This window comes from Methylophilaceae bacterium (genome assembly GCA_018398995.1).
Classification (GTDB): Bacteria; Pseudomonadota; Gammaproteobacteria; order Burkholderiales; family Methylophilaceae.
On the sequence record CP073759.1, the window covers coordinates 1104735 to 1120649 of the forward strand.

The 15915-nt window shown below is 42.3% G+C and carries 12 protein-coding genes; 1 reads left to right on the forward strand and 11 read right to left on the reverse strand.

The features are described 5' to 3' along the window. The first annotated feature begins 173 nt into the window (after positions 1–173). Positions 174–2270 carry a TonB-dependent receptor gene (locus KFB94_05725; GenBank protein QVL44812.1) on the forward strand — a complete coding sequence of 699 codons (2097 nt, stop codon included), beginning with the start codon at positions 174–176 and terminating at the stop codon, positions 2268–2270. A 165-nt stretch (positions 2271–2435) separates the two neighbouring features. Here the strand turns inward: KFB94_05725 and mutY are convergent, their stop codons facing one another. The 11 genes from mutY to thiC form a co-directional block, all read right to left on the reverse strand. Further along, a complete protein-coding gene (gene mutY, locus KFB94_05730; protein QVL44813.1) occupies positions 2436–3470 on the reverse strand; it encodes an A/G-specific adenine glycosylase in 1035 nt (344 codons plus the stop codon). Between the two features lie 4 nt (positions 3471–3474). Then, a complete protein-coding gene (locus tag KFB94_05735) occupies positions 3475–6138 on the reverse strand; it encodes an AsmA family protein (GenBank protein ID QVL44814.1) in 2664 nt (887 codons plus the stop codon). A 66-nt stretch (positions 6139–6204) separates the two neighbouring features. Next, the gene (locus KFB94_05740; protein QVL44815.1) at positions 6205–7002 is read right to left on the reverse strand and encodes an undecaprenyl-diphosphate phosphatase; all 798 of its coding nucleotides are present in this window, start codon (positions 7000–7002) and stop codon (positions 6205–6207) included. Between the two features lie 92 nt (positions 7003–7094). Then, complete coding sequence (locus tag KFB94_05745) at positions 7095–7484, reverse strand: DUF937 domain-containing protein (GenBank protein QVL44816.1); 390 nt, start codon at positions 7482–7484, stop codon at positions 7095–7097. Positions 7485–7539: 55 nt separating this feature from the next. Further along, positions 7540–8835, reverse strand: a complete 1296-nt coding sequence (locus KFB94_05750; protein QVL44817.1) for an rRNA pseudouridine synthase — start codon at positions 8833–8835, stop codon at positions 7540–7542. Positions 8836–8959: 124 nt separating this feature from the next. Next, entirely contained in the window at positions 8960–9814 is an 855-nt protein-coding gene (locus KFB94_05755) for a transglutaminase family protein (protein QVL44818.1), read from the reverse strand. 5 nt (positions 9815–9819) lie between these two features. Further along, entirely contained in the window at positions 9820–10620 is an 801-nt protein-coding gene (locus KFB94_05760) for a transglutaminase family protein (GenBank protein QVL44819.1), read from the reverse strand. A 113-nt stretch (positions 10621–10733) separates the two neighbouring features. Next, on the reverse strand, positions 10734–11498 hold the full coding sequence (locus KFB94_05765; GenBank protein ID QVL44820.1) for a DUF3883 domain-containing protein: 765 nt from the start codon (positions 11496–11498) through the stop codon (positions 10734–10736). Positions 11499–11697: 199 nt separating this feature from the next. Further along, positions 11698–13167 (reverse strand): mechanosensitive ion channel, encoded by a 1470-nt coding sequence (locus KFB94_05770; protein ID QVL44821.1) that lies wholly within the window; start codon positions 13165–13167, stop codon positions 11698–11700. 189 nt (positions 13168–13356) lie between these two features. Continuing rightward, complete coding sequence (locus KFB94_05775) at positions 13357–13791, reverse strand: heme-binding protein (protein ID QVL44822.1); 435 nt, start codon at positions 13789–13791, stop codon at positions 13357–13359. 237 nt (positions 13792–14028) lie between these two features. Continuing rightward, positions 14029–15912, reverse strand: a complete 1884-nt coding sequence (gene thiC, locus KFB94_05780) for a phosphomethylpyrimidine synthase ThiC (protein ID QVL44823.1) — start codon at positions 15910–15912, stop codon at positions 14029–14031. Between the last annotated feature and the right edge of the window lie 3 nt (positions 15913–15915).

Genomic DNA, 15915 nt, shown 5'->3' on the forward strand with positions numbered 1-15915 from the left:
CAAAAAAATAAAATGAGAACAAGAAAAACGCATGCCTATGGGCAAATCAGATTAAATTAATCTTAATAATCATAGATTACATTCACAGTAAACAGGGAATAGTCTGTACTGTCGACGTGCCATTATTTTGTTTTGCGTTATGATTGCAATTTGAATCTAATAAGGGAATTGTCATGCAGCTATATTTAGTTGTTTTATTTCTAAGCATCAGTTGTATGGTTACCCGCGCTGAAGAGACGATTGAATTGGAGGAAATTTCAATCACAGGCCAACGGGATGATCTAACAATTCGGCGAGATGCTGCAACGCAAAAGGTCATTGTTGAACGCGCTGAAATTGAAAGTTTAGGGGTATCAACTATTGGCGAAGTGCTTAGTAGGTTACCTGGTATTGAATTAAAGGGTGGGGTAAATCGTGCGCGCGGCATGTCGCGTGATTCAATACAAATTTTAATTGATGGTGAACGTCAAGTGGGTGGTGCCAGTGGCATGTTGCAACGTTTACCTGCAGAACAGTTAGACCGTGTAGAAATTTTACGTGGGTCATCGGCCGAATTTGGTGGTGCTTCTGCATTAACCGTCAATTTAATCAGCAAAAAGGCTCTACCTAAACGATCAACTGCCTTTAAGTTTGGCTTAGGTAAGCGAGGTGATGAGCCTAATTCAGAGTTTTCATGGACGGAAAATGGCGGCTCAGAAAACTTTGCATGGAGTCTGCCTTTTACTTCTAATTTGCGTCATTCACCAATTAACTCAAGCACAATTAGGCAGTTCAGCGCTGCTGGTGTAAATTCATTTTGGCAAGAAGAGCAGGCCCGTGGCGTATCAAAATTAGGCAAACACATGTTCTCACCTCGATTCACTTGGAAAGATGGACTTGATAATTTGACGGTTTCACCTATGTTGTTTTATGGACCAACTGACATCAGTAGTCAGACCAATGTTACACCAAATATTGATCCTGTCAGCGGAGGTGGTTTTGTCAATCTGGGCAATCGCAATTTACGCGAAACAGGTACGCAACGTCTATGGCGTTTGCGCGCAGAAGGGATGAAATTTACAAAACATGGCAAGCTATCTGGGCACATGGCGTTCAATAAAGATAAAAATGATGTAGATACAAAACGTGATATACGCGGCCCTACTAATTTGCTAACCAGACTTGAAGAAAGGTCGCGTACGACTAATGATGAGTTCAACACCGCCTTACGCTGGGACCAATCAATTGTAGACACACATTTTCTTTCCTCAGGTATGGAGTTTGTTAAAGTTAGGCGTGAAGATGCACAATTATTTGTCGGTGGTTTAGCTTCTGCTGGTGATTTCCGTGCTGCTTCGAGAGATACTATTTTATGGCTACAAGATGATTGGACGCCCGAAGACAGTTTTACACTCACCACAGGTTTGCGCTTAGAGAACATGTCTATAGCCTCGGATAATGTGTCACAAACGCTAACTGGTCTATTGCCATCTATTGCGATACGTTGGCAACCCAATGAACGATGGGTACTCCGTACATCGTTAGGTGCTGGTATGAAAATGCCAAAATTAGATGAAATTAGCAATGCCACGATTCGAAGCCTAGGACCTAATACGCCTGTAGAAGCAGATAGACGTGGCAATCCAAACTTGAGTCCTGAGCGTAATATCAATTTTGAAGCGGTGTTAGAGCATTATCTGCCAAAAAGTTTGGGTGTATTCGGCGCCAATATCTATCTGCGCGCTACCAACGATTTTATTGAGCGTCGTGTGCAGCAAGAAGGTGTTCGTTGGGTGGATAGACCTTTCAATGAAGGCGATGCAATACATTATGGTATTGAACTAGATGCTAAAGTAAAGATGGATAGTTTTGGCTGGACGGGGGCGACGTTAAAATCACATCTTACATTGCCTTATGGCCGTGTGGACGATGAACGGTTGGGCACAACGCGGATGGCGCGTGACACGCCTCACTATATATTAAACATGGGCTTAGAGCAGAGTTTGCCAAAGTTTAAAACCACCTATGGTATGACGGCCGTTATATCAGGGCGCAGCGAAACCAGTATTCCAAACGAGCAACGGGGTTTTACTGAATCAATCACCATGCTAGATGCCTATTTGCGATATAAACTATCCCCCACCTACAATATACGCTTTACAGCACGTAACTTATTGAAAGCAGATACGCGCATGCAGAATAGGTTTATACAAGGCATTAGTGATTGGCAACTTGCCACTGATGAAAACGTCATGCGCAGATTCATGGTTTCGTTGGAAGGGAAGTGGTAACCAGATAGCCTTGTTGAGCAATCTTTGTGATAAGAGATAGGAAGGCATCCAGTGCAACCCGATCTTAGGCTGATTAATCGAGTAATAGCTAAGTATTTCACTCACGGGGCGGCCATAATAGGTGCGACATCTGATAAACGTGGTGTTAATAGCGCTTTTAGCGATTTATTGCATTAACTTGAGCAGTATATTTCTGACAGGGGTGGGAATGGCCGCGCCAATGGCCTCTTCTATTGGCATCCAGATTGCATTGGGCGCTGTTTGTTTGTTTGTGCTGATTACGGTGAGTGGTTGTGGTGTAATAGCTAGTTTGTAATGGGTGAATGCATGATGCACTATTTGAAGCGTTTCTTCTGGTTCTGTTTCTAGGCCATATTGTTGTTTTGCTGCTTCAGTGGCAATCTCGCTATGACTGATTTCAGGCAAACTCCAAAGACCTGCCCAGATACCATTTTGCGGTCTTTTTTCTAATAAAACTTGTTTACCCATTTGCATAATTAACATGGTGGTTTCTTTTTGCGGTAATGCTTTTTTAGGTTTGGGCGTCGGTAAACTGTTTATTTTGTTATGAGCAAGTGCCTGACAGCTTATCTGTAAAGGGCAAACATGACACTTTGGCTTGCTGCGCGTACAAATGGATGAACCTAAATCCATTAAGCCTTGGGTATAGGCAATTGCATTGTGTGTAGGATTTTCTTGCTCTGCAATGGACCATAGCTGCTGTTGAATAGCGGGTTTTCCTGTCCAACCTTCAATCAAAAAATGCCTTGCAAATACCCGTTTTACATTGCCATCTAATATGGGCTGTGGCAGGTCTAAAGCGAAGGTTGAAATAGCGGCGGCGGTTGAACGACCAATACCAGGTAAGCTGATAATATCGTCAAAATGGGTTGGGAAGCTGCCGTTAAACTCATCAACAATCATTTGTGCCGCGTTGTGCAAATTGCGCGCACGTGAGTAATAACCCAATCCGCTCCATGATTGCAACACTTGCTCTTGGGTGGCATTGGCCAGTGAGGCGATATCAGGAAAGCGTTGCATAAACGCGGCATAATAACCAATCACAGCCGTCACTTGCGTTTGTTGCAACATAATTTCAGATACCCAAATCGCATAAGCGTCCGTGGTGTTTTGCCATGGCAAATCATGTCTACCATGCTTTTTTTGCCAGTGGATAATGGCGTCTGCAATAGTGCCCATTAATTTAAAACTTTAGTAAACCTTTTAGTTTTTCTTTGGCTTTATCTTCAATTTTTTCAGATGGTGTACTGGGCGCTGTTTGTGTCGCATTATCAGCAGGCGCGGTTGAATCGGATGATTTTTTATTGTTTAACAATCCTTTAATAGCGTCTAATTTATTATCACCATCCATCAGCTCTTTTACAGCAGCACCTTTATCGCCACCCACTTTTTCTAATAATTGCGATTTAGCCATACCAGTCATCATCGCCTGGGTATCTAAACTAAACTTAGGTGCCGCAAATGTTCCTGATATTTTGAGCGGGATACCAATACCAGCAAGCTCATCTAAATTTTTACCGCCTTGACCTTTAATCGATTTAACAATAGTAGGCTTAGCAGTGTAATGGATGGTTTCATCACCAATATTAATGTCGCCAAAGCTATCGCCTTTGGCCAGTCTTAGAATAGGCGCTTTCATACTTAAATCGTTATTGTGGGCAATACCATTGTTGATGGTAAAACTGGCGGTCAGCTCACTAAAATCAGTTTTTTGTTTTTCATCAGATGCTGCTTCTACCGCTTTGCCTTTTAAGACATTCACTTTATTTTTAATGTCGCGTATTTTACCGGCAATATCAATCCCTTTTACGGCGCCATCTGCGAGTGCTAATGATGAAGTGCCTGCTAGATTTTTTTTGAATGTATTGACGGTATTACCTTGCGTTGTAATATCAATATTCACGGCGCCTATACCAGATAGCATATCGTTATTAATCGTGTTTTCTAAAAGCGGACCAATGGCAATATTACGCATGCTTTGCTTAAAAGCAATGCTTGGTGTTGTACGCGCGTCAACATTAAGTGAGCCTTGCATATTGCCGCCATATAAATTGGCAGAAAATGGCGCTAATGTGGCAACACCATCATCTGCCTTTAGATCAATACGCACATTTTCTAGCTTTGTGTCCCCATAGCTCAGTTTACCAATACGTAGCGAACCATTCGCATTTAAGGCTTTTAATGCACTTAAATCGAGTAATTCATTTCCTGTTGTTTTGGTTTGCTGCGCGGGTGTTTCGGTGAGGTAATCATTCAAATTAAGTTGGTTAATATCCAAATCAAAACTGTATAGCGGTTTAGCAAATTGACTCACACTCAATGCACCTTTAATTTGACTGCCATTCATGTCGACATTTAAGCCGTTAATCGCCACTTTTTTGCCATCAGCTTTAATGCCAAGATTCAAACCTGATAATTGGTACTTGTCATACAAAATAGTCTTGATATTGATTTTGCCATCAAGTAACAAGGTGTTGAGTGCGGTTAAATCAGCAGGTTGATTGGATGCTTTTTCGGTAGACGCTGTTGGCGTACCTAACAACTTATTTAAGTCTAGTTTATCTGCATTTAAGTTAAATTGAATATGTGGTTGTTTAAAACTGGCAACGGCAACATCACCATTCAGCTTTGTATCATCCAACACCATGCTAAAAGTACTCTTCGCCAGCTCTTTTTTAATATCCGTATATGCGCTTAGATTGAACGATCCATTTACTCCGCCATTTGGTAAACTAGGATCCTTAATATCTAGCTGGCCAACTAATTTGGGTATATCAAAGATTAGCGCTTCAATATTGCCTGTAAATGGTGCAGAGAATGTGCCAGCCACCGTACGTTGGTCTTGCTTCATGGATAAATCACCAGTAATGCCACTACTTTGAATCGCTTTGGGTGAGCCTTGCATATCAGCCAACACCATATTCAATTTTAAATCACCATTAGATTGTGTTTGCGCAACGCTGATGGTCACTTGTTTGCTGCTGACCTTGTCTTTTTTGATATTGATGGCAGGTGCGCTTACATTAACTTTCTGTTTTACACCTTGAAAATCACCAGAAGCCGACAACTTAAAATCATCAATAATAAACGCCATACTTTCTGTTTGTGCATCAATGTCACCGCTAGCCGTGATATCAACATCTTTTCCATCTAACATAGCGCCTTGAATATTGCTGTTGAGTCGTTTAACAGTAAAGCGCTTATTCTCAGGATCGTATAAAAATTGACCTTTAACGGCTGTTTTAGCATCAATAATAGGTTGATTTGCTTTCATCATGAAATGGGTATCGAGATCAATTGGCTTACCCAATGCTAGCTGACTTGAGGCCAGATTGAATTGACTAATTTGATAACTAGCCCCTTTGCCTTCATCTGTATAACTCACTTCAGAATTGGTAATATTAATGCCTTGCACATCAAATTGAATATCAGATGGTTCAGATTCATCCTCGCTTAAAAAATCATCATAATTCGTCGTGCCGTCTTTATATTTCACAATATTGGCTTTGGCGCCATCAACGTAAATCGTATCAACCACGAGTGAATTTTTGAGCAACGGCAACACAGCCAACGCCACTTTTGCACTATTGATGGCAGCAAATGCATTGCTAGAATCCTGTTCAGAAATCGCCACTTTACCTAAATTAGCGCCCAATTTAGGCCAGAAAGATAGACTGATATCACCTTCAATCGTCAAATTGCGATTATATTTTTGTTTAACAAGATTAATCACTTGTGGTTTATAGTCATTCGGATTAAAGGTGGCCGCCAAGTAAGCCATCACCAGTAAGACTAAAAGAATAATGCCAGCGATAACTAAAGCAGCTATTTTTAAATACTTTTTCATGATCATCCTTTATTTCTGAATTGAATAACTATGGCTGATTGCTTGATGCACAACGCATTCTAGTGGCTACCAATAATAAAACAGCACCAACCCACCAAAGGCAATACGATACCATGCAAAAAGGGTGAAATCGTGATTGGCAATGTAGCGAATCAATACCTTAATAACAATTAAAGCTGCAATAAATGCGGTCACAAAACCAATAACAAAAATCAACACATCATCAGCTGCAAGCAAATCTTTGCTCTTATATAAATCGTATATGGTTGCGGCAAACATCACAGGAATAGCCAAAAAGAAGGAAAACTCGGTTGCTACCGTGCGAGATAAGCCAAATACCATGCCGCCAATAATGGTGGAAGCTGCCCTAGATGCGCCCGGGATTAAGGCTATTGCTTGTGCAAAGCCTACTTTTAACGCTTGTTTCCAGTCCATGTCATCCACTGCATTCACTGTTACTTTAGGTAAATTTCGCTCTACCCATAAAATCACAAAACCCCCAATAACCAGCGTAATAGCAACCGATTTGGGATTAAATAATAGCGCTTTAATTTGGTGATGAAAAGCCAGGCCTATGATGGCCAATGGCAAAAAAGCAATAAAAAGATTAAGTACCAATTGTTGCGATTTCGGTTCCTGTAAATGTGTAGCAACATGCAATACTCTGGTGCGATATTGCCAAACAACCGCCAAAATAGCGCCCAATTGAATCATGATTTCAAACACATCGCGCTTTTCTTTGCTCAAAAAATTGAGCACATCGCCAGTGATAATCAGATGACCAGTGCTACTGACAGGCAAAAATTCAGTAACGCCTTCAACGATACCCATGATAATCGTGTTGATAATTAACAATAAATCCATAATGTGAACAGTAATCTCTTAATTAATGATAACAATTGATGCCAACATTGAGGCGCTACATGCCATAGCGTCTCAATGTCTGCCGTGTGATTTTATTTAAACATGCCCAATACTGTGCCCAGTAAATCATTAGCATTATTATTCACCTTGCCGTCAGGTGTCATTTTATCAATCACATTGGGTAAATGTTCAGCTAACTGACCACTTAATACACTGGGGCTAATACCAAACTTGCCTGCAATTTCCGCAATGGTTTCAGCGCCCAATGCATCGCTAATTTGACTAGAAGAAACGGGCGCATTTTCGCCCTTTCCAACCCAAGTTGCAGCAGCATCAGCCAACCCGCTGTCTTTGAATTTTGCCAAAATACCTTCAATACCACCATATTGATTGAGCATCTCCATAGCAACCCTCGCCATATCCGATTTTTCACCTAGCACTTTACCCAACACTGCGCCTGCTACGCTATCAAACAAACCCATTTTTTTTATCCTTTATTTATTATGATTGATGAAAGTTGCAATCGAGAAGCATACCTTAAAACTGTTCGTTCTCACGCAAATAACGCCACATGCCCAGTGGTAATTTACCTAAATTGACACTGCCAATACGCACCCGCTTTAGCCCCACCACGTGCAAACCAACCAATTCGCACATCCGTCTAATTTGGCGCTTTTTACCTTCACGTAGCACAAAGCGTAATTGGTCTTCATTTTGCCAACTCACCTTAGCTGGTTTTAGTTGCTCACCATCTAAACTCAAGCCATGATTCAGCAGTGCCAGCCCTTTTTCATCCAACTCGCCTTCAACCCGCACCAAATATTCTTTTTCAACGCTTGAATCTTGACCAATCAAATGGCGCGCAACACGCCCATCTTGAGTAAGCACTAGCAAACCTGTTGAATCAATATCCAAGCGCCCTGCTGGTGCAAGCCCTCTTAAAAATCCGCGTTGAAATTGCTTTGCGTTATGTGCATTCAAATCGGGGTCTTCTAGCCATTCATTATCAGGATGTACCAATACAATTGCCGGTTGATAACCATCTTCTGCTTGTCCGCTCACATGCCCCACAGGCTTGTGCAGTAAAATAGTCACGTTTTCCGCTTGGTGTTCCATGGCATAGCCACTCACAACAATCTCAGCATTGGGGTTCACGCGCGTGCCCAAAGTGTCAATAATTTCACCATCCACTTTTACCCAGCCATTCACAATCCATTCATCAGCTTCGCGACGTGAGCAAAGCCCAAGCTCTGCCATCCGTTTTGATAATCTGGGTAACTTGTCATCTTGTTGGTTTGGCAATGTTGCTGCCGCTTGTTGATGTGCAGATTTTTTGGCCGCGCGTGTTTTGTCAAATTCACTGGCTACAAACCCATCACGCGCTTTGCCGCCACGTCTTGGCGGATTACGATAAGCGCCTTCACGGTCTGCATATTGACGGGTCGTATCTGCTTGTATTTTTCCGCCCTCTTCTTGCCGTCTAGTTGGCTTTCTATCATCATCACGTCGAGGTGTATGCTGCCCAGTTTCATTTTTGTTTGCTACAAAAGCACGCGCTTTAAATTCGCTTCTTAAAATTGGACTGTTAGTAATTGAAGCATCAGCATTTGATGCATCAGCAGTGGCTGGCTTTGCCACGTTTTCATGTAAACGACCATCGTGCCTATGATTGCGTTGGCGCGCTGGTTTTTCTGCTACTTTTTCTTGATTAAAGCTTGGTTTAGCTGGCGGTGGTCTACTGCGATCGCGTTTAGCAGGGTCTGCACGACGCACTGGCGATTTTTTCACAGCGGGTTGTTCAGATGGCGTTTTGTTCAGCTTAAGTGTCGTCAAAATGGGTTTCCTAATGTAATCAGCATTTTAACAGACTAATCTGCGCTAATCTTAAGTTAACATTTGAAATACACTGTTTTGAATTAAACTACTTTCAATGAAGCTATTTTCAATAAAGCAATGCTCAGGTTAATAAACTGACTTTTACATCAACATGCATCGTTGGTTTATTTGATCCTAACCCAATAAAGCTACCAGCCACTGGCGGCACAGCCTCCGGGTTGCGCGCCACGGCAGTGGCAATGTGCTTGCTACTGGTCACTTCTCCTGATGTGGGGTCAAAGCCTTTCCAACCCGTGCCCGGCAAATAAACCTCAACCCAAGCATGCGTGCTGGCATGGCCTTCTTCAGTAGCAGGCGCATGTAAGTAACCACTAACAAAACGGCTAGCCATGCCTAAGCAACGGCAAGCCTCAATCAATAATGTAGCGTAATCACGACAAGAACCGCTACGATGCGCTAAGGTATAAGCGGGTGATTGCACACCGGGTTCTTCTCGCATTTGATAGGTAAACTGATTGCTAATCGTTTGGTTAATCAGCATCAGCATGCTAAACGTATTCATGCCAAGATAATTAAATTGGTGTAGCCAATCATTAATTGCCTGTTGATCATTTAAAAACACAAGCTGTTGATAAGCCAGCAAATCGGTCCGCTCTGCATCGGCATAATTAAAAGGATAATAAACAGCATAATCTTCAACCATAAAGTCGAAAGGCGCCTGTTCAAAATGCTGAATCACCACCTCGCTGGCAATAGAAAGCGTATGGCTGGGTGCTTTAAAATTAACAATCGCCAACGAATTATCAAACACATCCCGTTGCCATTTAATGTCATAAGCGGGAGAAATAGCCAGTTTTGACGTCTCAATTCGCACATCATGCCCCTCGCGTGGACGAATCAACAATCGGTGTGTGTTAAACGTAACAGGCGCCGCAAACCTATATTCGGTTAGATGTTGGATACGAATTCTATGCATCTTATTTACTCAGGCGCTGCCGCTAATTTTTCTACCCGCACGGCCATTTCTCGCGGATACAAAGCAGGGCCAAATTGATTAAATATCGCCACATCAGCAGCATCGCGTCCATAAGCAACAGCAATGCGCCCGCCTTTTGGCGCTGATTGCGTTGGGTCAAAGGTATACCAGCGCCCACCCACATAAGCTTCAAACCATGCATGAAAATCCATTGGTTCTAATGCATATAAATAACCAACCACCATACGGGCAGGAATGCAAAGGCCGCGGCAAAGCGCAATACCAAGATGCGCCAAATCACGACAAACCCCCTCGCCTTGCTGATTCACCTCGGTAGCAGAAAGCTGAAAATGTGGCGAATCCGAATTAAAACGCAAATTGTCGCGTATCCAATTTTCAATCGCCGCCACTTGATCATAACCAGGCAATTTGCCCGCAACAATTTGTTTGCCCAAATCAATAAAACGGTCAGATTCGCAATAGCGCGTGGGTAATAAATAAGTCAGCACATAATTAGGCAAATGTTGCACATCATCAAACGGCGCACCAGGCGCCACATCAACATCATCCGCCGTTAAAATATCAGCCGATGTCCGTATCGAAAACTCACCCACAGGCGCAGTTAACCGTTGGCATAAATTACCATAATGATCAGTATATTCAACAGCATGAATATGGCTCGGCTTAAGTGTATAAGATTCCCGCGCAATCCATTGCTGAACACCACTACGCGGACGCAACATCAAAATAAACGGCGTTTCAACACTCACATCAAAAGCAATATCACAACTCGCACGCAACCACACAGCATTTCCTTAATCAATTATCACAGCTTAATCACCGCAACGTTAAAGCATTATAGTCTAGCGTTAATTGATTATTCGTGTTGGTCTTATTCGTTAAATTAAACTGACAAAGTCTACCATTCCAAAAATGGAGAATGATAAGTTAGCTGATTTGTTGTAATTGAACGTTTAGTTAATTCGAGTTCTTGGATGGGGTCAAAAATAACTGTCATTTTTGGCAATTCATCTAAATTACTGACAATGACAATCCCATAGTCATTTTTGTACTCTTTAGCTTTAATATACTCGTTTTCAGTCAGTCTGAAGGTGCCTTTCTTAGCTCTTACGCCCTTGATTTCAGCGAGGATGATTGAGTCAGGCTTTTGGAGTTGGAAATCATATCCATCACCAAAATTTCTAGCATCTTCAATAGATGCTTCATTGAAATATGGGATTTTTTGATAATTATTAATAAAGTATATCTCTGCTTCTTCTCCAGTCGTTTTTAGTCGCTTGAATTTACTTTTAATAATTGGAGTTATATTTTGTACATTGTGGGTTTGTATATCGTTTTCATCAAGTAAATACAGTTTTACTACTGAAGCATAATCAGTGAAATTTAAGTGACCAAATAAGCTATCAATAAATATTTTTCTGTGTAAGTAGGCATCGCCTTTTTGCCACCAACCTTTTCTGCCATTATCAAAAAATGCATCAAATAAATCTTGGCGATTTTTAACCGTGCTAGATGTATCAACAATACCATTCTTACGAAATATTTCATAAAACTCAGATTTAGATTTTGCACCAAATTCTTTGATAAAGTCGTTATTAAATTTGGCTAACCCATATCCAATTAAATTGAGAAGCTCATAATTTTGATGTTTATTTCCAGTCACAATTAACATCCTAGTATTTATTGTTTAGATAAAAGTTTTATAAGTCTTGAGAGTACTATAATTCAGACCTTTGGTTAATTCCAAAATTAACCATCGTTACTATCTGTGACCAACTAAACTCTGACCATTATTTTAAAAAGCCATTAGCGACAAAAAATAATAGTGAGTAGCTAACTCGCTACTCACCTTTCTTGATTATTTATTCATCACCACGCATTTTTTTAAACCAATATTCTAGTTGTTTGCCTGCTGCTTCTCGCCCACCGAGGCCGAAGGCTAGTGCGACGGCTATGGCTACTGAGCCTAGGGTTAGGCCAAAGGCCATGTTGACGATGTCGTCTGCGATGCCCATGGCGCGTAAGCCCATGGCGACGACTAGGCCAATAATGGCGATGCGGGCGATATTGGCTAGGCCTGTTGATTCTTTTCCGCTTGCGCGATCAATAGCGCGGTAGACGAGGTTGGCTAGCCAGAAGCCAATCATTAAAATAACTGAGCCTAGTAATATGTCGCCACCAAATTGGATGAAGATGCTAACAATGGCACTCACTTCCGAGAAGCCTAGCCGATTGGCTGCTTCTACTGTGGCAAATAACATGGCAAAGAAGATGAGTATTTTTCCTACGAGCTCAGAAATTGTTGATTTTTTGCTAAAGGTGTCGGCAAAGCCCAGTATTGCGGGTACTGTATTAAAGCCGATACTGGTGAGCAGATTGACAATGAGTGTTGCGACAAATTTGGCGACGTAATAGGTGATGGTTAGAATAACTGCCGCCGCTAGAATGTTTGGCACTGCGTCAAACATCATGCTGAGCATGTTGCTGGCTGGTTGAGAAATGGCACTCATTTCTAAGGCATCAAGCGCTGCGATGAGTGTTGGAATGAAGACAAAAATAAACACCAGCATGCCAGCCACATTCGATAATGTAATGACATTTTTACCGTCACTATCGATTGCATTAGCAAGTTTATCGATGCCACTGGTGGCAATAATGTTGGTGACCAAGCCGCGTAAAATTTTAGCCACTATCCAGCCGACCATTGCAATTACTGCGGCAGCAAAAATGTTTGGCACCATGCCTAAAAATTGATCGACCATGCCTTGCACGGGGGCAAGTAGGCCGTTGAGTTCGAATGTAGAAAGCAAGGCGGGTAAAAACATGAGGATAATAATCCAAAACAACATGTTGCCAACATTGTTGCTCATGGGTTGCATGCCGGCGGCAGCGCTTAGTTTTTCGTCCAGTTTGGTGGTTGCGAGTGCTTTGGTGACGACTAATCTAACTAAAGTGGCAATGCCCCACGCAATGGCTAGTAAAATTAATCCAGCAAATATACGCGGTAGGTATTCAAAAATTTGTATCACCATGACATTAAACGGCTCGGATACGGCTTGTAGATTTAAACTGCTCAATACGCCAATTAAGGTAATCAGTAAAACCAGAATAAACGCGCCTAAAGAAATGCCAGAGGCTAAATCGACCTCTTGTCCTGTGCTTTCTGAAACCCTTTTATTGATGCCGATGATGTGTAAAAAACGGTTTAAACCAGCACGAACTAATACTGCAATTAGCCAACCGCCAATTAATACGGCAAGCGCGCCAAAAATACCGGGTAAATGTTGACCTAATTGCCCTTGCAAGCTATTAAAGAGTGTAGAAAAGTCCATTTTATGTCCCCTGAATTTTGATGAAATTGCAAGTTCAGTGTACAACGATTTTCAGATATTACAAGGTGGATGGTGGCAGAAGCGGGCAGTGGGAGATTGTGAGGCTTTATAGTGAGAACGATTTAGGGGAGTGCCCCTAAATCTTATTCACTGTCTAGGTTTGGTGATTAGCCTAAACGATAGCTAAAATTATGTTCTCCAAGGATGCGCTGGTAGATCACATTCGCCGCATTTAGTCGCACCTGCTACTGCTACGAGATGGTCATTTTCAACGGTATCTCCACTCACGCCAACAGCGCCAATTAACATGCCGTCTTTATCGACAATTGGCACACCGCCTGGAAAGGTAATTAAGCCTTCATTAGAGTGTTCAATGCCATAGAGTGGTTTGCCCGGAACGGATAATTTACCAATTTCACCAGATGGCATGGCAAAATAGCATGCTGTTTTTGCTTTTTTAATGGCGATGTCACTGCTACCAACCCATGCATCGTCCATGCGTGAAAATGCTTTTAGATTACCGCCAGAGTCTAATACTGCAATACACATTTTTACTTTTAATTCTTGTGATTTTTTAACTGCATTATCGATGATTTCTTGCGCTTGTTCGAAGGTTACGTGCATATATTCTCCATGGTGATTTATCGTGATTAGTAGGATGCAAGTTGATTGACCGCAACTTGATTGGTCGCAACTTGATTGACCGCAACTTGCCGAAAGGATAGGACTAACATTCACTGTAGTACAACTTTGCCTTAAGAGCAAACATACTTTTTAATAAAGCGGCCACCAAATGCACATTGCCATATCAATAAAAAAGCCAGCATCTGCTGACTTTTTTATTGAGCAAATTAGTTAGCGTTAGACTTTTTGATACACTTCACTGCCTTTTTTGACAAACTCAATGGCTTTTTCTTGCATGCCTTTTTGTAGCGCTTCTTCTACGTCAATCCCTTGCGCATCGGCATAATCGCGCACATCTTGTGAGATTTTCATGGAGCAAAAATGTGGGCCACACATCGAACAAAAATGGGCTTGTTTTGCACCTTCTTGTGGCAAGGTTTCATCATGAAATTCTTTGGCTTTTTCTGGATCTAGGCCTAAATTAAATTGGTCTTCCCAGCGGAATTCAAAACGTGCTTTGCTTAATGCGTTATCACGGATTTGTGCGCCCGGATGGCCTTTTGCCAAATCTGCGGCATGGGCGGCAATTTTGTAAGTAATAATACCAACTCGAACATCTTCTTTATCCGGCAAGCCCAAATGTTCTTTTGGTGTGACGTAACATAACATGGCACAGCCGTACCAACCGATCATGGCGGCACCAATGCCTGAGGTAATATGATCATAGCCTGGGGCGATGTCGGTGGTTAATGGCCCTAAGGTATAAAAAGGCGCTTCGCCACAATGTTCAAGCTGCAAGTCCATATTTTCTTTGATGAGGTGCATAGGGACGTGGCCAGGGCCTTCAATCATGCATTGGACGTCGTGTTTCCAAGCAATTTGGGTTAGTTCGCCTAGTGTTTTGAGCTCGGCGAATTGCGCTTCATCATTGGCATCATAAATTGAGCCAGGACGTAAGCCATCGCCAAGCGAGAAGCTCACATCATATTGCTTCATGATTTGGCAGATGTCTTCAAAATGCTCGTAGAAGAACGATTCTTTATGGTGTGCCAAGCACCATTTTGCCATAATAGAGCCGCCGCGAGACACAATGCCAGTCATGCGTTTTGCTGTCATTGGAATGTAAGCCAAACGCACGCCAGCATGAATCGTAAAATAATCCACGCCTTGTTCTGCTTGCTCTATTAAAGTATCGCGGAAGATTTCCCAAGTGAGGTCTTCGGCTTTGCCATTTACCTTTTCTAATGCTTGGTAAATCGGCACGGTGCCAATAGGCACTGGGCTATTGCGAATAATCCATTCGCGGGTTTCGTGGATGTTTTTACCGGTGGATAAATCCATTACTGTGTCGCCACCCCAGCGTGTACCCCATACCATTTTTTCGACCTCTTCTGAGATAGAAGAGCCCAAAGCAGAATTGCCAATATTGGCGTTAATTTTGACTAAAAAGTTACGACCGATAATCATCGGTTCAATTTCTGGGTGGTTAATATTCAGCGGAATGATGGCGCGTCCGCGCGCTACTTCATCGCGCACAAATTCAGGCGTAATCATCTTTGGAATGCTCGCACCAAAATCTTGGCCAGGATGCTGGGTTTGCAATAACGCACTCATGCCTTCGCGTCTTTGATTTTCGCGGATGGCAATGTATTCCATTTCCGGCGTGATAATACCTTGACGTGCATAGTGCATTTGGCTGACATTTTTACCTGCTTTAGCACGTAATGGTTTGCGTGTAAGGTTAAAACGCATGGCGGCAAGCTCGGGGTCTGTTTTGCGTTGTTTGCCAAATTCTGAACTTGGGCCATCTAGCTCCTCTACATCGCCACGCTCCATAATCCATTTGGCCCGCATGGCAGGTAAGCCATTGCGAATATCAATAGTAATTGAAGGGTCGGTATATGGTCCAGACGTATCGTAAACAATGACTGGCTCATTTTTCTCTGCGCCAAACTGAGAAGGCGTATCGCTCAGTGAGATTTCACGAAAAGGAACGCGAATATCTGGACGACTACCTTCTACATAAATTTTGCGGGATTTGGCAAAAGGTTCGGTGGTGCCTGCATCTAATGAAGCAGTTTCGGTAGAAAATACGGTTAAGTTTTTATCGATGGTATTCAAGAT